At 60.0% G+C, this 26792-nt stretch carries 24 protein-coding genes; 13 read left to right on the top strand and 11 right to left on the bottom strand.

The window, feature by feature from the left end; genetic code table 11:
* Complete coding sequence (locus VXM67_RS06690; RefSeq protein WP_367237703.1) at positions 1 to 2031, bottom strand: ATP-binding protein; 2031 nt, start codon at positions 2029 to 2031, stop codon at positions 1 to 3.
* A 38-nt stretch (positions 2032 to 2069) separates the two neighbouring features.
* On the bottom strand, positions 2070 to 2987 hold the full coding sequence (locus VXM67_RS06695; RefSeq protein ID WP_023378847.1) for a putative 2-dehydropantoate 2-reductase: 918 nt from the start codon (positions 2985 to 2987) through the stop codon (positions 2070 to 2072).
* A gap of 98 nt (positions 2988 to 3085) precedes the next feature.
* Between VXM67_RS06695 and VXM67_RS06700 the strand changes: the two genes are divergently transcribed.
* From VXM67_RS06700 to VXM67_RS06710, 3 genes are all read left to right on the top strand, one after another.
* Positions 3086 to 3571, top strand: a complete 486-nt coding sequence (locus VXM67_RS06700) for a YajQ family cyclic di-GMP-binding protein (RefSeq protein WP_023378848.1) — start codon at positions 3086 to 3088, stop codon at positions 3569 to 3571.
* A gap of 114 nt (positions 3572 to 3685) precedes the next feature.
* Positions 3686 to 4525 carry a mechanosensitive ion channel family protein gene (locus VXM67_RS06705; RefSeq protein WP_023378849.1) on the top strand — a complete coding sequence of 280 codons (840 nt, stop codon included), beginning with the start codon at positions 3686 to 3688 and terminating at the stop codon, positions 4523 to 4525.
* A gap of 182 nt (positions 4526 to 4707) precedes the next feature.
* A complete protein-coding gene (locus tag VXM67_RS06710) occupies positions 4708 to 5952 on the top strand; it encodes an MFS transporter (RefSeq protein WP_367237568.1) in 1245 nt (414 codons plus the stop codon).
* A gap of 83 nt (positions 5953 to 6035) precedes the next feature.
* Here VXM67_RS06710 and VXM67_RS06715 read toward each other — a convergent pair whose 3' ends face one another.
* Both VXM67_RS06715 and VXM67_RS06720 read right to left on the bottom strand, forming a co-directional pair.
* Positions 6036 to 7583, bottom strand: a complete 1548-nt coding sequence (locus VXM67_RS06715; protein ID WP_023378851.1) for an AmpG family muropeptide MFS transporter — start codon at positions 7581 to 7583, stop codon at positions 6036 to 6038.
* 43 nt (positions 7584 to 7626) lie between these two features.
* On the bottom strand, positions 7627 to 7980 hold the full coding sequence (locus tag VXM67_RS06720; RefSeq protein ID WP_367237569.1) for an MGMT family protein: 354 nt from the start codon (positions 7978 to 7980) through the stop codon (positions 7627 to 7629).
* Positions 7981 to 8133: 153 nt separating this feature from the next.
* Between VXM67_RS06720 and VXM67_RS06725 the strand changes: the two genes are divergently transcribed.
* The 5 genes from VXM67_RS06725 to groL all read left to right on the top strand — a co-directional run bounded on the left by VXM67_RS06725 (position 8134) and on the right by groL (position 12801).
* Positions 8134 to 9144 (top strand): DUF481 domain-containing protein, encoded by a 1011-nt coding sequence (locus tag VXM67_RS06725; protein WP_202675896.1) that lies wholly within the window; start codon positions 8134 to 8136, stop codon positions 9142 to 9144.
* A gap of 89 nt (positions 9145 to 9233) precedes the next feature.
* The gene (locus VXM67_RS06730; RefSeq protein ID WP_023378854.1) at positions 9234 to 9965 is read left to right on the top strand and encodes a DUF2470 domain-containing protein; all 732 of its coding nucleotides are present in this window, start codon (positions 9234 to 9236) and stop codon (positions 9963 to 9965) included.
* 66 nt (positions 9966 to 10031) lie between these two features.
* Entirely contained in the window at positions 10032 to 10493 is a 462-nt protein-coding gene (locus VXM67_RS06735; RefSeq protein ID WP_023378855.1) for an FxsA family protein, read from the top strand.
* A gap of 325 nt (positions 10494 to 10818) precedes the next feature.
* Positions 10819 to 11112, top strand: coding sequence for a co-chaperone GroES (locus VXM67_RS06740; RefSeq protein WP_009395550.1), 294 nt, complete (start codon positions 10819 to 10821; stop codon positions 11110 to 11112).
* 48 nt (positions 11113 to 11160) lie between these two features.
* Complete coding sequence (gene groL / locus VXM67_RS06745; RefSeq protein ID WP_023378856.1) at positions 11161 to 12801, top strand: chaperonin GroEL; 1641 nt, start codon at positions 11161 to 11163, stop codon at positions 12799 to 12801.
* A gap of 107 nt (positions 12802 to 12908) precedes the next feature.
* Here the strand turns inward: groL and VXM67_RS06750 are convergent, their stop codons facing one another.
* The gene (locus VXM67_RS06750) at positions 12909 to 13637 is read right to left on the bottom strand and encodes a phosphatase PAP2 family protein (protein ID WP_023378857.1); all 729 of its coding nucleotides are present in this window, start codon (positions 13635 to 13637) and stop codon (positions 12909 to 12911) included.
* Positions 13638 to 13815: 178 nt separating this feature from the next.
* Between VXM67_RS06750 and colR the strand changes: the two genes are divergently transcribed.
* From colR to VXM67_RS06775, 5 genes are all read left to right on the top strand, one after another.
* A complete protein-coding gene (colR, locus tag VXM67_RS06755) occupies positions 13816 to 14499 on the top strand; it encodes a two-component system response regulator ColR (RefSeq protein ID WP_003255215.1) in 684 nt (227 codons plus the stop codon).
* Positions 14489 to 15799 carry a HAMP domain-containing sensor histidine kinase gene (locus VXM67_RS06760; RefSeq protein ID WP_023378858.1) on the top strand — a complete coding sequence of 437 codons (1311 nt, stop codon included), beginning with the start codon at positions 14489 to 14491 and terminating at the stop codon, positions 15797 to 15799. The genes colR and VXM67_RS06760 overlap by 11 nt, the downstream gene beginning before the upstream one ends.
* A gap of 107 nt (positions 15800 to 15906) precedes the next feature.
* The gene (locus VXM67_RS06765) at positions 15907 to 16587 is read left to right on the top strand and encodes a class I SAM-dependent methyltransferase (protein ID WP_023378859.1); all 681 of its coding nucleotides are present in this window, start codon (positions 15907 to 15909) and stop codon (positions 16585 to 16587) included.
* Positions 16588 to 16593: 6 nt separating this feature from the next.
* Positions 16594 to 17295 (top strand): lipopolysaccharide kinase InaA family protein, encoded by a 702-nt coding sequence (locus VXM67_RS06770; protein ID WP_023378860.1) that lies wholly within the window; start codon positions 16594 to 16596, stop codon positions 17293 to 17295.
* Positions 17292 to 17525, top strand: coding sequence for a hypothetical protein (locus VXM67_RS06775; RefSeq protein ID WP_023378861.1), 234 nt, complete (start codon positions 17292 to 17294; stop codon positions 17523 to 17525). Before VXM67_RS06770 ends, VXM67_RS06775 begins: the two co-directional genes overlap by 4 nt.
* 80 nt (positions 17526 to 17605) lie before the next feature.
* On the opposite strand, the gene VXM67_RS06780 is transcribed toward VXM67_RS06775, so the two are convergent.
* From VXM67_RS06780 to VXM67_RS06805, 6 genes are all read right to left on the bottom strand, one after another.
* Positions 17606 to 18793: a Bcr/CflA family efflux MFS transporter gene (locus VXM67_RS06780; protein WP_023378862.1), complete on the bottom strand. Its 1188-nt coding sequence runs from the start codon at positions 18791 to 18793 to the stop codon at positions 17606 to 17608.
* A 232-nt stretch (positions 18794 to 19025) separates the two neighbouring features.
* Complete coding sequence (locus VXM67_RS06785) at positions 19026 to 19715, bottom strand: diiron oxygenase (RefSeq protein WP_081669749.1); 690 nt, start codon at positions 19713 to 19715, stop codon at positions 19026 to 19028.
* 22 nt (positions 19716 to 19737) lie between these two features.
* Positions 19738 to 20544, bottom strand: a complete 807-nt coding sequence (locus VXM67_RS06790) for a SagB family peptide dehydrogenase (RefSeq protein ID WP_209439670.1) — start codon at positions 20542 to 20544, stop codon at positions 19738 to 19740.
* 756 nt (positions 20545 to 21300) lie between these two features.
* Positions 21301 to 24345: a multidrug efflux RND transporter permease subunit gene (locus VXM67_RS06795; protein WP_023378865.1), complete on the bottom strand. Its 3045-nt coding sequence runs from the start codon at positions 24343 to 24345 to the stop codon at positions 21301 to 21303.
* A gap of 13 nt (positions 24346 to 24358) precedes the next feature.
* Complete coding sequence (locus VXM67_RS06800) at positions 24359 to 25507, bottom strand: efflux RND transporter periplasmic adaptor subunit (protein ID WP_186598805.1); 1149 nt, start codon at positions 25505 to 25507, stop codon at positions 24359 to 24361.
* 187 nt (positions 25508 to 25694) lie between these two features.
* Positions 25695 to 26792, bottom strand: a complete 1098-nt coding sequence (locus VXM67_RS06805) for a DUF1513 domain-containing protein (RefSeq protein ID WP_104882134.1) — start codon at positions 26790 to 26792, stop codon at positions 25695 to 25697.

Here is a 26792-nt window from a genome sequence, read left to right on the forward strand (position 1 = left end):
TCATGCCTCCGTTGTGCCTGGCGCCGCCGTGGTCGGCTGGCCGAGGGGCAGGCGCAGAGTGAAGCAGGTGCCGTGGCCCGGCGTGGACTGCACCTCCATCTGCCCTTTGTGGTTGTTGGTGATGATGAAATAAGAGACCGACAACCCAAGGCCTGTACCCTGGCCCACTTCCTTGGTGGTGAAGAAGGGCTCGAACATGCGCTTGCGCACTGTTTCGGGCATGCCGATGCCGTTGTCTTCCACTTGGATTTCCGCCCAAGGCGGATTGAGCCGGGTACGCAGCGTGATGCGTCCGGGTTCGCAAGGTTGCGGGCGCTGGTGAATCGCCTGGGCGGCGTTCTTCAGCAGGTTGAGCAGTACCTGTTCGAGCTCGTTGGCGGTGCAAGGGACCGGCCCCAGCTCAGGGTCGAACTGGCGGACGATGGCTTGTCCTTTGAAGTCGAAACCGATGGTGAGGTCGAAGTCGTTGCTGGCGATGTCCACTGCCTGATCGATCAAGGCGGGCAGGTCGCACGGCGCCAGTTGCCGATTGCTGCGGCGACTGAAGCTGAGCATGTGGGTAACGATCTTCGCCGCACGCGTGCCGGCCTGCTGGATGCCGTCGAGTAACTGAGGAACGTCGCGGCTCTCCAGATAGCGATTGACGTTGGACAGGTCGATGCCCAGCTCGCTGGCTTGCTCCTGGTTACGGGGCAGCTCTGGCGACAGGCGCCGTCGGATGTTCTGCACGTTGTGCAAGATGGCGCCCAACGGGTTGTTGATCTCATGGGCCATGCCTGCGGCCAGGCCGCCGACCGACAGCATCTTCTCCGACTGCACCATCATTTCTTCCAGTGACAGGCGTTGAGTGATGTCGTCGATGCGGATCACCACGCCGCGGCCGCCGCCGCCCATCAACGGGTAGAACGTCAACGCGTAATGGCGCAGGTCGTCCCCCTTGGGCCAGGTGACCCGCTCTATCTTGGCTACGCGGTGCTTCTCGACGCTTTCCTTGAGCTGCGGCAGGAAGGGCTTGAGCGGCTCGAAGGCGATGAAGATCGGCTGGTTCAGCGCTTCGTCCAGGGGCGTGCCGGAGAGCACCGTGGCCTCATGGTTCCATTGGGTGACGTAGAGCTGCTCGTCCAGGGCGATCAGGGCCGATGGCATCGAGTCAATGATGCTGTTGAGGTAGTTCTGGAAGCCGGTGAGCTTTTTCTCGATCTTGCTGCGTACCTGAACTTCCAGTTCCAGTTTACGGTTGGTGTGGCGGGTTTCCTCGGCAAGACCCTGGGCCTGGTCATAGGCCGTCTGGAATTCATCTCGGGCGCGCTTGAGTTGCTGCTCTCGCGCCTCGATGCGCGACAACATGGTGTTAAAGGCTTCGGCCAGACTGCCGATCTCGTCCTCGTTGCCACGCTTGGCACGCAGGGCGTAGCTCTCTTCGCGGGTGACCTGGCGGCTGAGTTCCTCGAGCTGGTTGATCGGCTGTGTGATCAGCCGCTTGATCTGTCTGGCGATGACCACCCACAACAGGATACTGAATATCAGGATGGCCAGGCTGGCGCTGAGCGTGCCGGTGTAGAAAGCGGTCGGTAGCTCGCTGCTGGCCACCAGCAGCAGGTGGGCTGGCGGACTGGCGTCCCGGGGGATACGGATCAGTTGCGTACTGCGAAACTCCATCAGCCGCCAACCGTCGATATTGCGGTAGCGCTTGGGCAAGGTCAGTGGGTCGCCATGCTGGAGCTGCGCGAGCATGCGGCCGTCACCGCCGTAGATCGCGGCGGCGCGCAGAGGGGTGTAGCTGTCCAGTTCCTTGAGCAGGGCGCTGGCCGACTCCGGGCTATCGCCCGCGCGGGTCGACAGCTGGGGGTTGGCCACCAGCCGGCCGATGGTCTGCAGTGCCTGGGGCGCCATGCTCTCCTGGGTGATCCAGTAGGCGGCGCTGATGAACGTCAGGTTGGCCACCAGCAAAATGGTGACCAGCAGTACCAGCAGGGCAGCCAGCAGTTTCTGACCTACCGGGAGGTTTTCCAGGCGTTGGCGCAGGGTCATGGGCAAGGCAATGTCCGTATCGGGTTCAATGGCCAGCGTCAGGCGCTGGGCAAGCCGCGGGCCTGCAGGTTATCGACCAGGCGCTGGTGCAACTGTTCCAGCTGCGGCAGGGCTACGCCATGACGGGTGGCGACCCGGCATGCATGGCCGAGCAGGTAATGCACCTCGGTACGTCGGCCGGCCCGCACATCCTGATACATGGAAGAGTAGTTGGCGGCGGTGGCGAGGATCACCCGCTGTACTTCTTCATCGAGGTTTTCCGCTGCCTGGGGCTGACCGCAATGGCACAGCAGCGCGCCCAGCTCGGCGCAAACGGCGTCGACTTCCGGCAGATGCCCCAGCAACCCGCCGTTGTGACAATCATGCAGCACGGTCAGCGGGTTGATGGCGCAGTTCAGCGCGAGTTTGCGCCACAGCCGGGTAAGGATATCCACCGTCCATTCGGCGGGAATCCCCGCCTCATGCAGGTCATCGAACCATTCCGGCGTGCTGGGGTTGACCGGGTCGCCCAGCCAGTTGAAACCATGGCCGGCAAAGCGGACCCGCCAATCATCCTCACGGAACGCGCCTTCGGTGCTCGAGGCGAAGATGCACCGGGCATGGGGGACCTGGTCGGCCACCTCATCCTGGCTACCCAGGCCATTTTGCAGCAGCACGATTTCTGCGCCTTCGGCCAGCCTGGGCGCCAGGTGAGCGACGGCTGGCGCGGCGTCATACGCCTTGCAGGCGACCAGCAGGCGGTGGATCGGCCCGTGGGCCGCAGCGGTTTCGGCGGGTATCGCGTAACGGTTCGAGAGGTCCTGCTCGAGCAGGGTCAGCCCTCCGGCTTGCTGATAAGCCTTCAGGCGACGCTCATCGCGCAGGATCAACCGTACTGCCTTGCCTGCCCGTGCCAGGCGGCAGGCCCACAGGCTGCCGAGGCTGCCGGCGCCGAGAATATGCCAGGTGCTGCTCATCTGCGTTTCGCAACCCGTTATAATGAGCTCGCATTTTAACCGTCAAACCCCGCGCGCTCCATCTTCACGCCGAGCGCGCTTTTATTTTGGAGAACAACATGCCTTCGTTCGACGTGGTATCGGAACTGGACAAGCACGAAGTGCAGAACGCTGTCGACAACGCCATCAAGGAACTGGACCGTCGCTACGACCTCAAGGGCAAGGGCAGCTTCGAGTTCAAGGAAAAGGAGCAGACCGTGCTTTTGACCGCCGAAGCCGAGTTCCAGCTTGAGGCGATGGTCGAGATCCTGCGCCTGGCCCTGGTCAAGCGCAAGATCGACGTAAAGTGCCTGGAAGTGAAGGACGCTTATCCTTCGGGCAAGGAAATGAAGCAGGAAACCAAGTTCCGCGAAGGTATCGACAAAGACTTGGCCAAGAAGATCGTCGCTACCATCAAGGACGGCAAGCTGAAGGTCCAGGCCGCCATCCAGGGCGAGCAGGTACGCGTCACCGGCAAGAAGCGTGACGACCTGCAGGAAGCGATCGCCCTGCTGCGCACCAAGGAATTCGACATGCCGCTGCAGTTCAACAACTTCCGCGATTGATCTGTCCGGCGCAGGAACCTTGGTGGCGTATTGATGTCCACCGGTTCCTGCGGCCGCTGAACGCCCCGCGGACCGTTTTACTGTGCAATTGCCGCTCGGCATCAGGAGATGAATATGGATTTGAACGCTGAAGTCGATCAGCTGGTCCGCCAATCGCAGACCTGGATTCCCTTGATCATGGAGTACGGCAGCCGCCTCTTGCTGGCGCTGTTGACCCTGGCCATCGGCTGGTGGTTGATCAACAAGCTCAGTGCGCGGCTGGGCAAACTGGTGGGGCTGCGGGCCGATGTGGCGCTGCAAAGCTTCATCAGCACCTTGGCCAACATCGTACTCAAGGTGCTGCTGGTCGTCAGCGTGGCGTCGATGATCGGCATCGAGACCACCTCGTTCGTTGCGGCTATCGGTGCCGCTGGCCTGGCCATTGGCCTGGCCTTGCAAGGTAGCCTGGCGAACTTCGCCGGCGGCGTGCTGATTCTGATGTTCCGCCCATTCCGAATTGGCGACTGGATCGAAGCTCAGGGTGTCAGTGGCACCGTCGACAGCATCCAGATCTTCCACACCGTGCTGCGTACCGGTGACAACAAGACCGTGATCATGCCCAACGGCAGCCTGTCCAATGGCATCATCACCAACACCAACCGTCAGCCTACCCGCAAGGTGGTGTTCGATGTCGGCGTGGACTACGAGGCCGACCTGCAGAAGGCGCGTAATGTGCTGCTGGAGCTGGCGCAAGACCCTCGCGTGCTGCCCGACCCTGCGCCGCAGGCGGTAGTTGCGACGCTGGGTGACAGCTCGATCACGGTGTCCCTGCGTCTGTGGACCAAGACCGCCGATTACTGGGACGTGATGTTCATGCTCAACGAGCATGCCCGTGACCGGTTGAAGGCTGAGGGTATCGACATTCCGTTCCCGCAGCGCGTCATTCGCGTGGTGCAGGAGACGGTGGCGTCGTAAGCTACCAGTGCAAGGGGCTGCTGTGCAGCCCACTCGCGACACGAGGCCGCTCCGACGGGTACAGCGTATGGCTGCTACCTGCGGGGCGGTTTCTGTTTTTCCACCGTTACACTTGTTCACAGCCAAAGCTCGCCGTTTCTGGCATATAGGCTGGCCCAAGCTATTTCCACCCGATACCCACCATGAAGCCATTGTTGTACATCACCCCCCTCAGGGCCCTGCTGTTCGGCCTGACCCTTGCCCTGTTCGAGCTGCTGACTTACCTGGCCAGCGATGCGGTCATGCCTGCCATGCCGGTGGTGGTCGATCATTTGAACGCCAGCCCCGAATACATACCTCACGCCCTGAACCTCTACCTGCTCGGTGGTGTGGTCCTGCAGTGGCTGATCGGTCCATTGGCCGACCGCTACGGGCGTCGCCCCCTGCTGTTGGCCGGTTGCGCCTTCTTCGGCGTGGCTTGCCTGGCGACCTTCTGGGTGAACGACATTGGCCTGTTCAACCTGCTACGCCTGTTGCAGGGCATCGGCCTTGGCTTCGTGGTCACGGTCAGTTATCCAGCCCTGAACGAAGCCTTTAGCGAAGCGGATGCGGTGCGGATGATGGCCCTGTTGGCCAATATCGCCCTGCTGTCGCCATTGCTCGGCCCGCTGGTGGGCACGCTGCTGTTGCAATGGCTGGACTGGCGTTACCTGTTCGTCGCCTTCGCGGTTGGTGCGGTGCTGACGTGGGTGCTGTTGCACCGGTTGATGCCGGAAACCCTGGGCGTCGAGCGTCGCGATGGCTCGCGCCTGGCGTTCACGCCGATCCACTTGCTGCCGTTGCTGGCGGGCTACGCCCAACTACTGAGTAACCGCCGCTTCGTCGCTGGTAGTGCCGCGCTTGGCCTTGTAGGCCTGCCTCTGATCGGCTGGATTGGCCTGTCGCCGGTGTTGCTGATCCACGACGAAGGGCTGAGCACGATGGCGTATGCCCTGTGGCAGTTGCCGGTGTTTGGCGGTTTGATCCTGGGTAACCTGATCATCAACCGCATCGCCGACCGCTACCCGCTGCCAGCACTGGTGCGGGGCGCGCTATGGCCTTACCTGGCCGGTCTGTGCCTGATGGCCGTGGCGACCTGGTACTGGCCTACCGTGACCAGCGTGGTCGCAGGCATGTCCTTGTATGCGCTGGGGCTGGGGGTGGCCAATGCGGTGCTGTATCGCATGACGTTGTTCGCCAGCGAGCACAGCAAAGGGCTGGTGTCGGCGATGCTGGGGATGATCACCATCGCTTTACTGGGACTGGGCGGGGCGGTATTGGCGATGATCGGGGCGGGCGCCAGCCTGCTGCACTTTGCCCTGGCCGCGGGTGCAGCCGGGGCGCTGGCGCTTTGGCCGCTGTGGTTCGTGGTGGGTGGACGGCCTGGGGAAGGGGCGGTCGCTCAGTAATACTCATGCCCCTATCGCCAGCCAGGTGGTCACCGGCAGGAGCCGGCTTGCCGGCGATAGGATCCGTTGAATCGGTACCCGCCTCAGGGCCGTTCGGCCGCTGAATTCTCCGCCGGCACCTGCTTGCCACGCCCCACTTCCTGATGCCACTGCAGCGCGATCAGAATCAGCGTCGGCACCCCAAGCAAGGCAGTGATCAGGAAGAAGTCGTGGTAGCCGAACTTCTCCACCATCACGCCGGAATACCCGCCAATCAGGCGTGGCAGCAACAGCATGATCGAGCTCAGCAGGGCGTACTGGGTGGCCGAGAACTTGAGGTTGGTCAGGCTCGACAGGTAGGCGACGAATGCCGAAGTCGCCATGCCGGAGCTGAAGTTGTCCAGCGAGATGGTGACCACCAGCATTTCGAGGTTCGGCCCCATGTCCGCCAGCATCAGGAACAGGATGTTGGTTGCCGCCGAGGCCACGCCACCGATGAACAGGATCGGCAGGATGCCGAATCGCACGATCAGCAAGCCGCCGATCCCCGCGCCCACCAGGGTCATGATCAGGCCGAAGATCTTGCTGACACTGGCGATCTGGTCCTTTGTGAAGCCCATGTCGATGTAGAACACGTTGGCCATCACCCCCATGACCGTGTCCGACATGCGGTAGGTTGCGATCAGGCCAAGCAGCAACAGGGCCTGCCAGCGATAACGGGCGATGAAGTCGTTGACCGGCGTGAGCACTGGCGCCAGGCCTCGGCGGCCCAGGGACGACAGGCAGGCCCAGGTCAGCAGCACGTAGAGAATCAGGCGCAGGAAGGCACGGTCTTCCAGCAGCAGGTCGAGCGGGGTGGCATCACCGAAGATCACGCTGGCCCAGTCGGTGTTGAACAGCTGGGTGAAACTGGCGGGTACCGACACCAGCAGGATGATCAGCACGAACACCGACGCCAGCTGGTGAACCAGCCCGTAGCGTGCCGCAGACAGCTGGGTGCGCAGGGGGACTGGAGGTTCGCGCATCACCAGGGTGGTGAACACTGCCGGAAGCATCATCACGCCGAACAGGATGTAGGTCCCAGCCCAGGCCTTGTGCAGGTAGCTGAAGCCCGTGGAGCCGAACCATTCGGCGAAGAACAGCGCGCCCGCGGTGGCCAGCAGCGCTGCGACGCGGTAACCCGCCATGTAGCTGGCGGCCAGGGCAGCCTGACGTTGGTCGTCGGCGATTTCCAGACGATAGGCGTCGACGGCGATGTCCTGGGTGGCGGAGGCGAATGCCACCAGCACCGCCAGTGCAATCAGCCACGACAGGTGCTGCTGTGGGTCGCACAGGCTCATGCCCACCAGGCCGATGACCACCAGGCTCTGCGACAGCAACAGCCATGAGCGGCGGCGGCCAAGGCCACCGAGCAACGGCAGGCGCCATTGGTCGAGCAGCGGCGACCAGACCCACTTGAAGGCATAGGCCAGGCCGATCAGGCTGGCGTAACCAATGGTCTCGCGGGCCACACCCGCTTCGCGCAACCACACCGACAGCGTCGAGAACACCAGCATGTAGGGCAGACCGGCGGCGAAGCCGAGCAGCAAAAGCACCAAGGTTGACGGGCTGGCATAGGCAGCGAGCGCAGCGCGCCAGGTTTTACGGGGCATGGGCCAACATCTGCCTCAAAATTGCGAAAACAAAGCGCGCACTCTAACCGCTGTGCTCCATCGGGCGCCAGCCATGGCGCGTCATATCCACACGATTATTGGTCACATTCACACCTTCCGCGCGCAGTCGGGCGCGCTGTTCATCGCCCGAAGGCGTGCCCAGCGCCAGGCTCAGGCGGCCGCCCGAACCCAAGACACGGTGCCATGGCAGGCGAGTGTCGGCGGGCAGTTGCCCCAATGTGCGTCCGACCCAACGCGCTGCGCGTCCCAGTCCTGCCAGCTCGGCCAGTTGGCCGTAGCTTACGACCTTGCCGGCAGGCACCTGTCCCAGCACCGAATAGAGTGCCGTTCGTCGGGCGTCTGGGCTGTCCTGGATAGGCGCGTTTTCGCCAGACATCAGGGCTGCCCTGCGCTACGGATGAAACCGGATGAGTGGTCGGGGTAAATGAGAGTTGAACTCATCGGCATGGTCTGTGTCTGTCCTTGCTCTGGTCGTGGGTATCTGGATAATGCCCGGCTTTTTTCGTCAAATCGAACCCATAGTCCGCTTATGCATTCTAGATTCGTGTTGTGCCTGCTTGCCGTTTCCCTGTGCGCCGCTCCTGCGTTCGCCGATACCGTGTGGATGAAGAACGGCGACCGGCTCAGTGGCAAGATCAAGGTGTTCGACGGCGGCAAGCTGCTGCTCGAAACGCCATACGGCGGCTCCATTGCCCTGGACTGGAAACAGGTCCAGACCCTCGAAAGTGATCAGGAGCTGCTGGTCAAGCAAGACGCCTACACCGGTGAAAAGGCCAAGTCGCTCAAGGCTGCCGAGCCTGGCAAGGTCACCCTGGCCAATGGCGAAGCACCCAAGACCGTCGACCTGGCCAGCATCGAGCAGATCATGAAGCCCAAGCCGGTGGTCGAGGACCTTCTGTGGAAAGGCAACATCGACGTCGCCATGGACTACAAGCGCGCTGAGTCCGACAGCGACGATTATGACGTCAGCTTCAAGACCACCGGTCGCCATGGCCGTTGGCGGCACAATGCCGAAGGCGAGTACAACCGCGAGACCAAGGACGACGTCACCACCACCAACAACTGGAGTGCCGAATACGCACTGGACCGCTTCATCACCGAGAAGTGGTTCTGGAAGGGGCGTTTGGAATACAAACGCGACCATATCGAAGACCTGGCTCGCCAGCGGACCGTGGGTACGGGCCCGGGTTACCAGTTCTGGGACGACGAGTTGGGTGCATTCTCCTTGAGCACCCTGGTCAACCGCACCGATTTCGAATACCGCGACGGCGGCAAGGACAACTTCTATTCCACGACGGTGAAGTGGGACTACAACCGCTACCTGATCGGCAAGCGGGTCGAGTTGTTCACCAACGGTGAGGTCGGCAAGCCCCTGGGGGGCGTGGCCAACTACTCGCTGGATGCCGAACTGGGGCTTCGTTACAAGGTGACCGAATGGGCCTCGCTCAACCTCAAGGCGGAAAAGGACGTCATCAGCGGCACGCGTGAAAGTGACCTGGACAAGACCCGCTACACCGCAGGCTTCGGCGTCGCCTGGTAGGCTGCGGCGTTCCTTCGCCTGATTGTGGCACCCGGCTTCGATAGTGCTTATCTTGTCCCCCATCCCTATCACCGCCAGGAGTGCCCTTCGTGAGTACCAACGCCATTCGTCCCGCCCGCGAACTGCTGCTCAAGGAATACCGCGGCGTGCTCTCGACCCATTCCAAGTCCATGCCGGGCTATCCCTTTGGCTCGGTGGTACCGTACTGCCTGGACGCCCAGGGCAATCCGTTGATCCTCATCAGTCGCATCGCCCAGCACACCCACAACCTGCAGAAAGACCCCAAGTGCTCGCTGCTGGTCGGTGAACGCGATGCCGAGGACGTGCAGGCCGTTGGGCGCCTGACGGTCATGGCCCAGGCCCACAAGCTGGTGGCTGAGGCCGAGATCGAGGCTGCGGCCGAGCGCTACTACCGCTACTTCCCCGAAGCCGCCAATTACCATAAAGCCCACGATTTCGACTTCTGGGTGTTGCAGCCTGTGCGCCATCGCTACATCGGCGGCTTCGGCGCCATCCATTGGCTGGACCAGATAACCCTGGCCAACCCGTTCGTGGGCAAGGCCGAGGCCAGCATGATCGCGCACATGAACAGCGATCATGCCAACGCCATCGCCCACTATGTCGAGCTCAGCGGCCTGCCGCGCAGCGCGACGCCGGAAATGGTCGGCATCGACAGCGAAGGCATGCACTTGCGCATCGGGCAGGGTGTTCACTGGTTGCCTTTCCCCAGCACTTGCAACACCCCGACACAAGTCCGCGAAGCCTTGGTGTTGCTGGCTCGCGCCGACCAATGGCCGGTCGCGACAGAAATCGAGGGTTGAAAAGGCGAGCAAACGCATCCATTTGAGGTTCTTACTGGGAGATTGTCTTCCGTCGAGGAACACTTGATGCGTGCTTTTCTACTGCTGTTTCTGATTTTTCCCGTGCTGGAGCTGTTCGTCTTCGTCAAGGTCAGCGCGGCGATCGGTTTCTTCCCGGCGTTGCTGTTGATCATCGCCGGTTCTGCACTGGGTGTGCTGGTCATTCGCGTGGCCGGTCTGGCCACCGCCTTGCGTGCCCGTGAAAGCCTGCAGCGCGGCGAACTGCCCGCTGAGGACATGTTCCAGGGCCTGATGCTGGCCGTCGGTGGTGGCCTGCTGTTGCTGCCTGGCTTCATCAGCGACGTGCTGGGCCTTTTGTGCCTGCTGCCTTTCACCCGCCACCTGGCCGCGCGCAAGATGCGCGAGCGGGCCGAGGCCCAGGCCATGCGCCAGCGAGCCTTCCAGGATGACCCGTTCCAGGCTCGACCCAACGATGCAGGCCATCGCCCCAATGTGATCGAGGGTGAGTACGAGCGCCGCGACAAATAAGATCCAGGGTCGCTGTTGGCCCCCTCCACGACACCAGGGCCGCTCCGGCAATCGTCCGCAGGAGCGGCCTTGTGTCGTGAAAGGGGCACCGCAGCGGCGCCGGTTTCTGGGTCACCTGGTGGTCTGATAAAAAATTTTCCATGGCAAACCTTGTAATTGAATATGACGGCCTCATGTATGTGGTCACCGCAAGGTTTCTGGTGGTGACACCAGACATTACACAGGTGGTTCGCTCCAAGCGGGCCACTCCCGGCTACGCCGGATCGTATCAACCCGCCGGTGTCGACACCGGCCGATGAAAACCACAATTTGGGAGAGATCGACAATGAAGCTTCGTCCTCTGCATGACCGCGTAGTCATCCGTCGCAGCGAAGAAGAATCGAAAACCGCTGGCGGTATCGTCCTGCCGGGTTCGGCCGCTGAAAAACCAAACCGCGGCGAAGTTGTCGCCGTGGGCACCGGTCGCATCCTGGACAACGGCGAAGTACGTGCACTGGCCGTCAAAGTGGGTGACAAAGTGGTTTTCGGCCCTTACTCGGGCAGCAACACCGTGAAAGTCGATGGCGAAGACCTGCTGGTGATGAGCGAGAACGAAATCCTCGCCGTCGTTGAAGGCTAATTTCCCCGACTTCCCGTTACTCCAAAGAATTTCAAGGATTAAACGATCATGGCTGCTAAAGACGTAAAATTCGGCGATTCCGCCCGTAAGAAAATGCTGGTTGGCGTCAACGTTCTGGCTGACGCGGTAAAAGCGACCCTGGGCCCGAAAGGCCGTAACGTTGTCCTGGCCAAGAGCTTCGGCGCTCCGACCATCACCAAAGACGGTGTTTCGGTTGCCAAGGAAATCGAACTGAAAGACGCCTTCGAAAACATGGGCGCCCAGTTGGTCAAAGAAGTGGCTTCCAAGGCCAACGACGCTGCCGGTGACGGCACCACCACCGCCACCGTTCTGGCTCAGGCCATCGTCAACGAAGGCCTGAAGGCCGTCGCTGCCGGCATGAACCCGATGGACCTCAAGCGCGGCATCGACAAGGCCACCGCTGCCATCGTCGCCGAGCTGAAGAACCTGTCCAAGCCATGCGCTGACTCCAAGGCCATCGCCCAGGTAGGTACCATCTCCGCCAACTCCGACACCTCCATCGGTGAAATCATCGCCGAAGCCATGGAAAAAGTCGGCAAAGAAGGCGTGATCACCGTTGAAGAAGGCTCGGGCCTGGAAAACGAACTGTCCGTCGTAGAAGGCATGCAGTTCGACCGTGGCTACCTGTCGCCGTACTTCGTCAACAAGCCAGACACCATGGTTGCCGAGCTGGAAGGCCCGCTGCTGCTGCTGGTCGACAAGAAGATCTCCAACATCCGCGAGCTGCTGCCAGTTCTGGAAGCCGTTGCCAAGGCCGGCCGTCCTCTGCTGATCGTTGCCGAAGACGTCGAAGGCGAAGCCCTGGCTACCCTGGTGGTCAACAACATGCGCGGTATCGTCAAGGTTGCTGCGGTCAAGGCACCTGGCTTCGGCGACCGCCGCAAGGCCATGCTGCAGGACATCGCCACCCTGACTGGCGGCCAGGTCATCTCCGAGGAAATCGGTCTGACCCTGGAAACCACTACCCTGGAGCACCTGGGTAACGCCAAGCGCGTCATCCTGTCCAAGGAAAACACCACCATCATCGACGGCGCTGGCGCCGACGCTGACATCGAAGCACGCGTCAAGCAGATCCGTGCCCAGATCGAAGAAACCTCTTCGGACTACGACCGTGAGAAGCTGCAAGAGCGTCTGGCCAAACTGGCTGGCGGTGTTGCCGTGATCAAGGTCGGTGCTGGCACCGAAGTTGAAATGAAAGAGAAGAAAGCCCGCGTCGAAGACGCCCTGCACGCTACCCGTGCAGCCGTCGAAGAAGGCGTAGTGCCTGGCGGTGGTGTTGCGCTGGTTCGCGCCCTGCAAGCCGTTGCCGACCTCAAGGGCGACAACGAAGACCAGAACGTCGGTATCGCGCTGCTGCGCCGTTCGGTCGAAGCGCCGCTGCGCCAGATCACTGCCAACGCCGGCGACGAGCCAAGCGTTGTCGCTGACAAGGTTAAGCAAGGTTCGGGCAACTACGGCTACAACGCTGCTACTGGCGAATACGGCGACATGATCGAGATGGGTATCCTGGACCCAGCCAAGGTCACCCGTTCGGCTCTGCAAGCTGCAGCTTCGATCGGCGGTCTGATGATCACCACCGAAGCCATGGTTGCTGACCTGCCGGAAGACAAGCCAGCTGCTGGCATGCCTGACATGGGCGGCATGGGTGGCATGGGCGGCATGATGTAAGCCAGCCTTACCCCCTGCACCATGAAAAAGCCCCGGCTCGCGAGAGTCGGGGCTTTTTCATGGGCGTTCGCAAGCGGCGTGGCGGCTATCGCCGGCACGCCGGCTCCCTACACGGTTTTCGGTGCGACCGCGGGCACCACTGCCATCCCCCGTCGGTACAGGACCAGGTAATACGATCCCAAGCCGATCAGCCAGCAGAACACGGCTGTCCACACGTTGTGCGACAGGAAGTGCGCACCTTGCATCATCCGGCCAATCGACAGCACCGACCCGGCGACGAAGGCCACCGCCAAGGCCACCCGAGCCAGCCGAGGGCGACGGTCGCGCAGCATGAAGAACAGGCCGAACAGGCAGAAACCAGTCGCGGCGTGGCCACCGGGCCAGCACAGCCCAGGCTTGTCGGTGGCCGGTCGCGTTTCCAGCAGCTTGCTGTAGGTTTCCTTGCCGCCAAACTGGGTCAGGCTCCATGGGCACTGCACCTGGGTCACTTTTTTCAGTGGCGTGACGAACGCCGTGGAAAGGCCCAGCGCCAGCACCAGACAGCCCAACTCACGGCGCCAGCCGAAAAGCCGCTTCCAGAAGAAACTCAAGGCGAAGGTCACCAGCGCCAGTACACCTAGCAGGATCACACCCTGCTTGACCCTGTCATGCAGAATGTTTTCCAGCAGATAGCTATGGCGGCCGATGAACTGACCGGCCGCCGGGTCGAAGAACAGGTTGGCCACATCCATGTCGAGCGAGGTCAATTCGAGCAGGATCAGCGCCAGCGCGGTGGCCAACGGAATGCCCAGGTACAACCAGAAATTGATCGGACGGGGAGGGGTAGCTTGCTGCATGACAACTCCAGGCACACAAAAGAGCAGCCATTCTGGGCTGCCCGCTATCCTGTGTTCGTGAAGGAACGGTGAAAAATCCGTCAGCCGGGCCGATATTTTCCCAAAGCTGGCGCCAGGCCAGCGATGGCCTTAAGCTGCGCCTGCCGCGCACAGCGAAAGCGCCGCACAGGAGACCTCGATGCGCATTCTTTTGGTTGAAGACAACCGCGATATCCTCGCCAACCTCGCCGACTACCTCGGCATGAAAGGCTACACCGTCGACTGCGCCCAGGACGGCCTCTCCGGGCTGCATCTGGCTGCTACCGAACATTACGATCTGATCGTGCTCGACATCATGCTGCCAGGCATCGATGGCTACACCCTGTGCAAACGCCTGCGTGAAGATGCGCGGCGCGATACCCCGGTGATCATGCTCACCGCCCGCGACCAACTGGACGACCGCCTGCAGGGCTTCCGCTCCGGTGCCGACGACTACCTGCTCAAACCCTTCGCCTTGTCGGAACTGGCCGCGCGCATCGAGGCGGTGCTGCGCCGGGCCCAGGGCGGCGGGCGACGCACCCTGCAAGTCGCCGACTTGAGTTACGACCTCGACACCCTGGAAGTCACCCGCCAAGGGCGCCTGCTCAAGCTCAACCCAGTCGGTCTCAAGCTGTTGGCGGTGCTGATGCAGAAGAGCCCGCACGTGCTGCGCCGCGAAGTGCTGGAAGAAGCCTTGTGGGGCGACGACTGCCCGGACAGCGACAGCCTGCGCAGCCATGTCCACCAGTTGCGCCAGGTCATCGACAAGCCTTTCGAAAAGCCGTTGCTGCATACCGTCCATGGCGTCGGCTATCGCCTCGCCGAGGGCCGCGATGGAGTTTAAGCAAAGCCTTGCCCAACGCATCATCATCGCTTTTGCGCTGATGAGTGCGCTGGTGGCCGGCGCTTTCGCGTTCGGCATCGTCGCCACCGTGCACCTGGTGGAAGAGCGTTTGATCTCCTCGGTCCTCGGGGGCGACCTGCAACGGTTGCTGCGTATGGACAGTGTCAGCGACTGGAGCCACAGGCCGCGCCCCGACCAGCTGTTCTACTTCAGCGGTGGCCGAGACGATTTCGAACTGCCCAAGGACTTGCGTCACCTCGACGTGGGCTTCCACGAGGTGTTCCGAGACCAGCTGTCCTACCATGCGATGGTCGAGATCGTCGACGGACGGCGTTACGTGCTGCTGCAGGACCAGAGCGATTTCGAGGAACGCGAGCGAGTGCTGTTCGCCGTGGTCGTGGTTGGTTTCGTGCTCAGCCTGGTGCTGGCGGTGGTGCTTGGCTGGCTGGTCGCCCGGCGGGTGATGGCCCCGGTTATCCGCCTGGCGCGCCAGGTTCGTCACCGCGACCAGTTGCTGGGCCTTGCCCCCCCGCTGGCGCCAGATTACGCGGCGGATGAGGTCGGCCAGTTGGCCGTGGCCTTCGATGATACCTTGGGCCGGCTGCGTGACGCATTGACCCGAGAACGTCTGTTCACCAGCGACGTCAGCCATGAACTGCGCACCCCGCTGATGGTGCTGGCCACTTCCTGTGAATTGTTGATGGAAAACCCTGCGCTCGACAGCCGGTCGCGTAGCCAGGTAGAGCGTATTGCCCGCGCCACCGAAGAGATGCGTGAGCTGGTCAAGACCTTCCTCATGCTCGCCCGCGCCCAGCGCGACGAGGGCGCGGTGGCGTCGCAGGCGACTTTGCGTGAAGTGGCCGATGACCTGATTGGCGTCTGGCGGGACACCATCGAGCAGAAAGGCCTGACCTTGTACTTCGATGGCCGCGTCAGTGCCAGTTCCGTGTTGTACAACGCCACCTTCCTGCAATCGGTGATGGGCAACCTGCTGCGCAACGCTGCCCATTACACCGACAGCGGTTATATCCGCCTGAGCCTGGAACCCAATGGCTTCAGCGTGGAGGACAGCGGTGTGGGGATCCCGGAAGAGCAGCGCGAGGCCATGTTCCGACCCTTCGTACGCGGGGACGAGCGTCGCGGTGAGGGCCTCGGACTGGGCCTGTCGCTGGTTCAGCGCATCTGCGACGACCAGGGCTGGAGGGTTACCCTCACGGCGACCTCGCCCCACGGTTGCCGCTTCCAGGTGGACCTGAGCAAGACTGCGGAAAAAGCCAACAATCTGGCTATAGCCGAGTAATGTTTAGAAACAGCCCGCATGGCGGCTAACGTATTTTTCACATCCGCATAACCTGATTCCAACGCTTCCTTACCTAAGGTGGGCGCACTGGAGTCAGGAGATGCCCCATGCGCAGCCCCATCAAACTAGAATTTTCCGAGAAGTACGACCAGCAACATGCACAAGAGTACTTCTTGAAGCACCAGGATGGACTGGCTCGCCGCCTTTCTCACCAGCGTGACGAGCAACTGGCTCGCCGCGCCCTGGCCTTGGCTGGCGAGCCAGGGTTGGTGCTTGACCTACCCTGCGGCGCAGGCCGTTTCTGGCCGTTGCTGGCTGAGAAGCCCAACCGCGTAATCATCGGTGCCGACAACTCCGAGGCGATGATCGAGACAGCCTGTGCCTCGCAACCGCCAGAAGTGGTAGCCCGGGTACGACCTTTGCAGACCTCGGCTTTTGCAATCGATCTGCCGGATAATTCCGTGGACAGCATCTTTTGCATGCGGCTGTTCCACCATATCGGCGAGGCGGCCCACCGGAAAACAATTCTTTCGGAATTTCAAAGGGTTAGCCGTGACAGCGTAATCCTGTCATTGTGGGTGGACGGTAATTTCAAGGCGTGGCGGCGGAAAAAGCTCGAGCAGCGCCGTAGCGCCAAGGCGAACAAAGACAGTTACCAGAACCGTTTCGTGTTACCGGCGACCACGGTTGAGGATGAATTCGAAGCTGCCGGCTTCAGGATTCAGGAACGTTTGGACTTCCTGCCGTTCTATGCGATGTGGCGAGTCTATGTATTGCGCAAGGGGTAGTGGTTAATGGCAGTCGGCCAAAGTCAGGCATCGAAGTTCGATTTCTACTGGCACCAGCAAGGTGAATGGGTCGAGGAGCCCAACCAGCGGCGTGGCGGTGAAAGTGGAGTACAGCGGTTGAGCGATGCCAATGGGCAAGTGTTGTACGCCAAGCGTCAGGTCGGGCACATCTATCGAAGCCTGCTGCATCCGTTCGGCAGGCCGACCGTGCTACGCGAGCTCGACGCATTGAACAGCTTCGAGCAACTGGGGGTGCGCGTGCCCCGCATCGTCTTTTGCGGTGCCGAACGCGATGACGACCATCAATGGCGTGCTTTGCTGGTCAGCGAGGCGCTCGATGGGTTCGTCGATCTGGACACCTGGCATGCCGAAGGCGCGCGCGAGCGCTACCCGCAAGTCGTGCACCAGCGCATGATTCAGGACTTGGCCGATAATCTGGCGCGCATGCACCTGGGGCATTGGCAGCACGGTTGCCTGTATGGCAAGCACGTATTCGTCAAGGTGATTGGTGACGGCGAGCAAGCCCGTGTGGAAGTGGCGTTGCTGGACTTGGAAAAGTGCCGGCGGCGGATCAGTTGCCAGCGTGCGGCAGCCAATGACCTTCGCCAATTGCGCCGCCATTCGTCGTTCACCGACGCAGAATGGCAATCGCTGCTCTATGTTTACAAGATGGCGTTTGGCAGCGCTGTCAAAGGGTTAGAGCAATGAAACTAGAAATCGCTCGAGCTTTGTTCCTGGTAGCTGGCCTGGCGGTGACCACGGTAGCGGCGGCGGCCTGGGAAGAGCCGAAGCCCACGGTGTTCAGCAAGGCCGAGTTGAGCGAGCAGTGTGCACTGCCGCGGGAAGTCAAACAGCAATCCCAGGCCCAGACCCAACCGGATCAGGACCTGCTGCTATTGCTGTTCGGCTTGCGCCAGGGGTTGAGGCCATTTGGTTGAACCCTGCGTTAGCTAGAAAAGCCAGAGGCCTCGCGATTGCGGGGCCTCTGGCATTTTTGTGTCTGTCTTTCCGGCAAAAGTCAGCAATGCTGCGTGCTATCGACCTTGAGGCACATAAGCAGCAGGCAACCGCTAAGCGCGCTGCTCAAGAATAGAATTCCTAAGCTCATTGGAAGTAGGTGTTCGGCTGACGCGACCAAAGTGCCTGCAAGTCCACCGCCGGCAAATAGCAATGTAGTACTGAGGGACGCGGCTGCCCCTGCCTGCTGCGGATAACGGGCCAACGCCTGCGAAGTCGAGGCGGGTCGTACCATCGTTGTTCCTGCCGTGCATAAGATCATCGGTATCATGAGACCAGCTACCGATAGCACTGCTGCCCACTGCCAAATCAATAAAGTGACCCCTGCGGTACCTATAAGCAGGAATCCCGTGCAAATTTGAGCCTGCACACTGACGCGATTGTTCAGGAAGGTCGCGGTTGCACCACCGACGACATACGCCAGCCCATAGGCGATGAATACAACGGAAAACTGATACGGCGTGAGGCCAAGTTGGTCCATCAGTACCAATGGTGCAATGACGATGAAGGCAAAATGGCAGGCGAACGCGAAAGTGGCCTGCAGGGAATAGGCTATATAGAGCGTGTCACGCAGCATGGGAAGATAGCTTCGAATGCCCGCATTACTGCTGTATGACGCAGGTTCTTCATGCGATAGCACCCAGGTAAGAAACATGACAAAAGTAGCGATCAAAATAAATGCCGTAAAGCTGCCTTCCCAGCCGAATAATTGTTGGAGCGCAGCGCCCGCGATCGGTGAAATTGATATGAATAAACCACTTGCACTCGTTATTACGATGCGCATGGTGTTGCGCTGCTTTCCGCTATAGAGGTCCTGTATCAACGCCTGGCCCAGAACCAGACTTCCACAGCCGGCAGCCTGTAGCAACCGGAATGCCATAAAGGTCTCATAGTCAGATGAAAGTAGGCAGCCGGTAGCCCCGGCAATGGATACAGCCAATCCACCGAGTAGCAACCGATTACGACCAATTCGATCTGACAGGGGGCCAATCACCAATTGCGCCACCGCTACGCCAAAGGCGAAGAAACTTACGGAGTAAGCTATTTGCTTTGGTTGTACTTGAAAGGCTTCTGCAAGCGCTGGGAATGAAGGGAGAATGACGTCCAGAGGGAAAACGCCTAGTAGGCATAAAAGAATCAGTAACAATGGGCGAAGAATGGTGCTTTTTAAAGTTTTGGCCTGGTTCATGCTGGCAGTCCTGCTGCCCTGAATTGAATCGCATAGCGCTCATCTTTAAGTAGCTTGGTGCGCTTAATCGCCTGAAGCGTTATTTTGGAAATTGCGGGTAATCGAAGCGTCCAGTTGGATGTTATGTCGTTGATAATGACTTTTGCAATGGATGGGTGCTTTTTGAAAATTGACTGTAAGAATGGCTCGTCGGGTTGGCAGAAAGCGCGGAGCGCTTTCAGTAAAGTAGGAATTAGATAATCCTTCTGAGAGATTGATAGCTGATGCCAGAGTTGTGCGAAACAGTCCGAGAAAAAATGGCATGGCGCCCTTCATCATGAAGGTGGTCAATCAGCATGTTTGCCACAGGCGTGACAAGTGAATCGCGAGTCAAATTGTACAGTTCGTTGGTTATTATTGTTTCAGAAACAAAGGCGATGCAAAAGCGGGTAATCCCGTTGAGCGATTGGGGGCTATTTTGTAATAATTGGTCAAGGCTATTAATGCGCGCAGAATTTATTCGTTCAAGGCAAAAATGGTTCGCTACTGGGTCCGCAATTTCTTTAGAAAAAAGCGCGTGATACGCCTCGTCGGTATAAAGTTTTAACGCATTAAGTTGCACGTCTTTATCAAAGAAATGTTTTAAGTCGCCAGAAATGATGCAGTGCACGGTTTCATTGATGTGACCCATTTCAAGTCGTGTCGTGTAGTCCATGAAGTGGATGAGGTGGTAGGCGTGCAGTACTAGCAAATCTTTTTTTGAAAGCTGTTTGGCTGAATCATGAGCCAACGCTGGACTTAACGCCCTAGGAAACCACAGGTCGGGTTCGGACTGTGTAAAATCTTCTACGGAAAAATGGTAGGCATAAGGGCGCGAGCGTACAGCACTCGTGATGTGCCAGCTTTTAAATACAGTACTGCTACGGGTTGTAATTTTTTCCATGCGTGTGTCTCGCGCCAGTACTTTACGATATCAGAGCCCTTAAGGAACGAGGTGTCGCATTTCCGTTGCTATAGCCACATGCGACGAAAAAAAGGACGTGTTCACTTGGGTTGTCGAACATGAGTAGAGGCTCGATGCTCGTTTCGTTTAATGCGCCGGTGAGCCAAGTATTCATGCCTCTGTCGGTTGCGGCGAGTTGGAAGGTCTGTGCGGCATGACCAACTTCTATTAGTGCCATTCGATAGGCGCGCGAATGCTCGTATTTCCACCACAATTTGTCGAATCTGGAGCTCAAGAACAATCCAGCGGGTATGTCATTGGCGAAGTGCTGGCCCGATAATAAATCACCCAGGGCACAAGGCAGTGGGCTTCGCCAATGAAGCTCATGTCGCCGTGGGTCGTAGTAATAAATTCCGGCTTCCAGGCTGTCTACGTTGTTTACATATACATAGCCTTCAGTAGCGTTCAGCCCGCCTATTGAGGGGGTGGCGCGGCGTCTTGAGTATTCATTTTCTTCCTCTTTGACGTAATTAATGGTTCTGCTTCCAATAAAGCCTAAGGTATGGTGTAAAATTTCGGCAAGATCAGCTAAGGAGATCGGTATTCGCTGGAAGTCTCTAACGGTTGCTCGGTTTTTGAATGCCTTGTCAACTGCAAATGTACTTCTTGGTATAGGCAGTGAAATGCCGCTTTCGCTGGTGCGGGAATTATCAGGCTGTATATTCTTGTTTAGTACGGAGTTGCAGTGTTCAAGGTGCTGCAGTGCCCACTCCTCCTCGCTTGAAGGGTGATTTTCTATAGGGATGTCTTTAGTGCCGTAATGGAATATTCTTGAGAGTACATCCCAGCCCTAGTCAGAATTGTCGTCGGCATCGTCCATGAAAGCGTTGCAGCATTTCAGATCGGCGGTTAGATCGTCATTTAACTATTTGTGATCTTTCTCGTAAATGAGATGGATTAACCGGTTTGCGTGGTCTCTGGATAACTGGTACTGTTTGTGGTTTTTGAAATCCCAGCAAATCAGGGAGTTATTCATGGCGATAAAGAAGCAATTTTTACTTATCATGCTCCCTCCTTTAACAACTGAAGGGCAGGCCGGCACTGCTCTTCAGTATTTATGGGTTAAGGCTTATTTGGTTTTTTTGACCAAGTGCGCCATGTTCGCCAATTTGGTGCATTCCATCTTAATGGTTTTCATATTGTTCTCTCCATTTTGGTGTCGCGTCATTGTGACGTTTTTGATAATAGCGGTAAGTTCAAGATGTACAAGTCGAAGAGGGTGGCGAAAATTCTGATGTGGTTGTAGGAATTGTTGCCATGGCCACGTTAAAGAGCGGATTTGTTTCTCTGTAAGGCGTCTAGAATGCGGATGCCCTAGCATCTCCATGCTGACTGTTATCATGCGAATTAGATGCAGGAATTGCTCTGTCTTTCACTGATAACCAGCAAGATCAGGCGTGAATGGATGATGTGAGAGCTTGGGAGCGGTAATTTTCAGATTGTGTTGCGGAGCAGCGCTTTTCTATTGGGGATTTTGTATCTGGCTTTTCGGCCTCTTCGCGGGCGAGCCTGCGAAGAGGCCGGATCAGGTTAATGCGGGCTCGTTGGCCTTCGCCTTGTGCGCCAACAAGGTGTAGATACAAGGCAACACAAACAAGGTAAACAGCGTGCCAATCGACATCCCGGTGGCAATCACCGTACCGATGTCAAAACGGCTCACCGCCCCGGCCCCGGTCGCCAGAATCAGCGGCACCATGCCGAACACCATCGCCGCCGTGGTCATCAGCACCGGCCGCAGTCGAATGGCCGCCGCTTCCTCGATGGCCTCACGCACGCTCAAGCCGCGTTCCTCACGCAACTGGTTGGCGAATTCGACGATCAGGATGCCGTGTTTGCTGATCAGCCCGATCAAGGTCACCAGCCCGACCTGGGTGTAGATGTTCATGCTCGAAATACCCAGGAATAGCGGCAGCAACGCCCCGCAGATCGATAACGGTACCGTTACCAGGATCACCAGCGGGTCGCGGAAACTCTCGAACTGTGCAGCCAACACCAGGAAGATGATTGCCAGCGCCAAGCCAAAGGTAACCCATAGTGCGCTGCCTTCCTGGACGAACTGCCTGGCCTGCCCGGCGTAGTCGAAGGCGAAACCGTCCGGTGCCTCTTCACGGGCGATATCCTGCATCGTCTTGAGCGCTTCCCCCATGCTGACCATCGGGACGCCCTGAATGATCGCCGAGTTCAACTGCTGGAACTGGTTGAGCTGGCGTGGGCGGGCGCGGTCGCTCAGGGTGATCAAGGTCGACAGCGGCAGCATCTGGCCCTGTTCGTTCTTTACGTAGTAACTGTTCAACCAGCCAAGGTTGTCGCGGTAGGGCCGCTCGACCTGGGCGATCACCTTGTAGCTGCGGCCTTCGAGGGTGAATCGATTGATTTCCGCCTCACCCAGCAGGGTCGCCAGGGTACCGCCGAGGGTCTCCATGGAAACACCCATTTGAGCCGCCTTCGCCCGGTCGATGTCGACCAGCACTTCAGGCTTGTCGAAGGCCAGGTCGATATCGAGGAAGGCGAATTTTCCCGAGGCCTGAGCGCGAGTCTTGACCCGTTCGGCAACCTCCAGCAGGGCAGGGTAGTCACCGGCTGTGTTGATCACGAACTGGAACGGCAAGCCTTCGCCGGTGCCGGGCAGCGACGGCAGGTTGAAGCCGAAGATCTGCAAGCCACCAATCTCTTCGAGCTTGGCTTGTACCAGCGGCAGCAACTCCATCTGGGTGCGCTCGCGTTCGTTCCAGGGTTTGAGCAGGAAGCCGCCGATGCCGGTCTGCACGCCGTTGAAGCCATTGATCTGGAATGACGAGTAATACTCGGGAAAGGTCTTGAAGATCGGCGTGAAACTATCGGTGTACGCATTGAGGTAGTCGAGGTTGGCCGGTTGCGGCGAGCTGCTCATCATGAATATCACCCCCTGGTCCTCGTTGGGGGCCAGTTCGCTTTGGGTGAATTTGAGCAGCACCGGAATCAGGCACAGGATGATCACCGCGAACACCAGTACCACGGGCCGACTGTCGAGGGTGGCATGCAACATTCGCTGGTAGCGGACTTTCAGACGCTCGAACAGGACGTCCAGCCGGTGGGCCAGGCCGCTGGGGTTTGCATCGGCGCGCAGCAGCAGCGCGCACATCATCGGTGACAGGGTCAGGGCGACGATGCCCGAGATGATCACCGCACCGGCCAGGGTCAGGGCGAACTCCTTGAACAGTGCCCCGGTCAGCCCGGTCAGAAAGCCGATGGGGGCATAGACGGCAGCCAGGGTGATGGTCATCGACACCACCGGCAGGGCGATCTCGCGTGCGCCTTCTATCGCCGCATTGAACGGTGACTTGCCTTCCTCGATGTGTCGGTGGATGTTTTCCACCACGACGATGGCATCGTCCACCACCAGTCCGATGGCCAGCACCATCGCCAGCAGGGTCAGCAGGTTGAGCGAGTAGCCCATCATCTGCATGAAGAACAGTACGCCGATCATCGACAGTGGGATGGTCACCACGGGGATCAGCACCGAGCGCAAGGCACCGAGGAACAGGAACACCACCACGATGACGATCAGCACTGCCTCGCCAAGGGTCTTGATCACTTCGTCGATCGAGGCCTGGATGAACAGCGTGGCGTCGTAGGCAATCGACACTTTCAACGCCGAAGGTAACTGGCTCTCCAGCTCGGGCATGATGCGACGCACTTCCTTGATCACGTCCAACGGGTTGGCAGCGGGGGTGGCCTTGATACCGATGTACACCGACGGGGTGCCGTCGAACGAGCTGACCGTATCGTAGTTTTCCGCACCCATCTCGACCCGCGCCACATCCCCCAGCAGCACCCGGCTGTCGCCGTTGGTCTTCACCGGCAGGGCGGCGAACGCCTCGGCCGACTTCAACTCGGTGCTGGCGTTGATGCTGGTGACCACGTATTCGCCCTTCACTTCGCCGGCAGCGGAGAGGAAGTTGTAGCGGCGCACGGCGTCGGTCACGTCAGTGGCCGACAGGCCGAAACCGGCAAGCTTCACAGGGTCGAGCCAGATTCGCATGGCAAACACCTGGTTACCGAGGATCTCCGCTTCGGCCATGCCTGGCAGGGTGGCGAGCTTGGGCTGGATGACCCGTGACAGGTAGTCGGTGATCTGCGGGTTGCTCATCTCCTTGCTGTAGAAGCTGATGTACATCAGCGCGGAAGCATCGGCGGCTTCCTTGCTCAGCACCGGGTCTTCGGCGTCTTGTGGCAGTTTGTTGCGCACTTCGTTGGCTTTGGCCAGCAACTCGGTGAACAAGCGGTCGCTGTCGGCACCAATGCGCGCGTAGATGGAGATGACCGAAAAATTCTGCCGGCTGACCGAGGTCATGTAATCGATGCCCTCGGCACTGGCGAGGCTCTGCTGCAGGGGCTGGGTGATGTAGCCCTGGATGGTTTCGGCGTTGGCCCCGGGGTAGGCGGTGGTCACCGTGATCAGGGCATTCTCCATTTGAGGATACTGGCGGATCTGCAGTTTGCTCCAGGCCTGGAAACCCAACAGCAGAATTAGCAGGCTGACCACGCAGGCCAGTACCGGGCGGCGGATGAACGGGTCGGTGAATGCCATGCCTGACTCCTGTTCAGTCCGCGGGCGGGGCGCTTTGGGCGGGACGCAGCGCGGTGTCCTGGCCGATGCGGATGGCCGCACCAGGCGTGAGCTTGAGCTGCCCGGCGGTGACCACCTGCTCCCCGGCCGCAAGGCCTTTGCTGACCACCACCACGCCGTCGCGACGCTCGCCGGTTTGCACGGTGCGTTGCTCGGCAGTCAGTTGCGGGTGGCCTTGGGCATCGTGCTCGATCTTGCCGTCCTTGTCCTTCTTCGGGGTGGCTACATACACCGAGTTGCCGTAGAGGGTGTAGGTGATGGCGCTTTCAGGCACCACTACCTGGAGTTGTGGGTTGGGCAACAACACCAGCAGGTTGGCGAACATGCCCGGTAGCAGCTTGCCGTCCGGGTTGGCCATGGTGGCGCGCACCAGCAGGTTGCGGGTGTCCTCATCGACCTTGGGGTTGATCGCGCTTAGGCTGGCGGGGAAGGTCTGGCCTGGGTACGCCGCCACCTGTACCAGCACCTGCTGGCCCAGGCTCAGTTGCGGTAAAGCTTGCTCGGGCACGTTGAAGTCGACGTAGAGGCTGCTCAGGTCTTGCAGGGTAGCGATCACCGTGCCGCTGGCCAGGTAGTCACCGACATCGACCTGGCGAATGCCGATGGTGCCACTGAAGGGGGCGTTGATGCTCTTTTTCGCCAGGGAGGCCTTGAGTTGGTCGACCACTGCCTGGTTGCGCCGGTACTGGGCCGTCAGGCGGTCGAACTCGCCCCGAGAGATGGCTGAGTCGCCCACCAGCTGGCTGCCGCGTCCGTAATCAACCTTGGCCAGGGCCAGGTCAGCCTGAGCCGTGCCCAGCAGAGCGGCTTCCTGGTCGCTGTCCAGTTGCAGCAGGAGTTGCCCTGCCTTGACCTGCTGGCCGGAGTCGAAGTGCAAGGCCTTGACCGTACCGGACTGCTCCAGGCTCAGCTCGACTCCCTGCCATGCCTTGAGGCTGCCCACAGCAGGCAGGCGTGTCTGCCACTGGCGCTCTTCCGCCAGGGTGGCAGCCACGGTGATCGGTGGCCTGGGCGCAGAGAACACCTGGATCTGTTGATAGATCGAGTACGCCTTGATGCCCCCCAAGGCCAGCACGATCAGCACAACGACGGCCAACATGATAAGCATGCGGCGGCGCAGCATAGGTCCACTTCCTTGGATAGGTGGTTGTTATTCGCTTTGACACGACAACGGGCGATCCTGCCCACGTGCGATGGGGGAAGTATTGACTGTTTTCGACGGGCGGGGAAGGGGAGTGTCGTGGCTGTGCTGCCCCCATCGCCACGGTGGGTCTTGGCGACCAACCGTGGCGATGGGGGCAGCACAGGTATCAAGCCAGGTGCAGATGGTTGTCCCAGAAGCCCGAAGGCAGGTTCATCGGCTGCCCGATCAGTTCCGCTTTGCGGCAATCATAGAACCTGCAACGGCCCTGTCCGGAGGTCACGACGAAACCGTCCTGCACCGCACCCACACCGGCGCAATCGGGCATCGGCGCATCGAGCTTGACCGCGCCGCTGTCCAGGTCCCAGATGAACAGCCGGTTGGCCCGAGGCGCGGTCAGCGCCACCAGGCGCAGGTCGCTATGGATGGCCACGCTGGCGGTGTATTGGGCCATTGACTGGAGTTGGCGTTCCGGCACCGGGAAGGCCTTGAACGGCTCGCCCGGACGCTTGATCGCCAGCAGCTCGGCGGTCTCGGTGGCATCGCCCATGAACTGTTGGCAGGCGGCAATGGTACCGTCGCTGCCCACCGCCAGGTGGCGCACGCTGTTCATCTGTTGGGCGAGGGTTTCCTTGCTCAGCAGGGTGCCGTCACGCTGCATCAGCACCAGGCTGGGCTCCATGGCATCAAGGTTCATCTCGACCCGGCTCTCGGCTTCGGTGCGGATGCCGCCGTTGGCCACGACCAGGGTTTCGCCATCTGGCAGCCAGGCCACCTCATGCGGGCCGATGCCATGGGTCGGGATCTCGCCGGTATGCACTAGGCGCTCGCCCTCGAAGCGATAGATACCCAGCACGCCCCGACCTGGGTCGGTGGTGTCGTTTTCCGTCGCGTACAACCATTGGCCATCCTTGTGAATGACTGCATGGCCATAGAAGTGACGGTTCGGCTGTGAGGTGACGGTCTGCAACAGGCGCCCGTCGCGCAGGTCGACCAGGTAGCTTTCGGTACCAGGACGCCGGGCGACGAAAAGCGCTATCGGCAACTCGGGGTGGTTGATGATGGCATGGCAACGCTGGGCGACCTGGGTGCTGAACACCTGGGTGCCATCCAGGCGAAACCCGACGGCATAGTGCTTGCCGTCGCCATCGTCACGCGCCGAGAGCAGCAGGGGCTCGCTGCCTTTGTTGCGCAGCAGGCTCCAACCGCCCAGGGTAAGGGCGCTGAGCAATACGCTACCGAGTTTGAGTGCCTGGCGTCGCAGCAT

This window comes from Pseudomonas sp. Rh2, from assembly GCF_040762985.1.
In the GTDB taxonomy this organism is placed as follows: Bacteria; Pseudomonadota; Gammaproteobacteria; order Pseudomonadales; family Pseudomonadaceae; genus Aquipseudomonas; species Aquipseudomonas taiwanensis.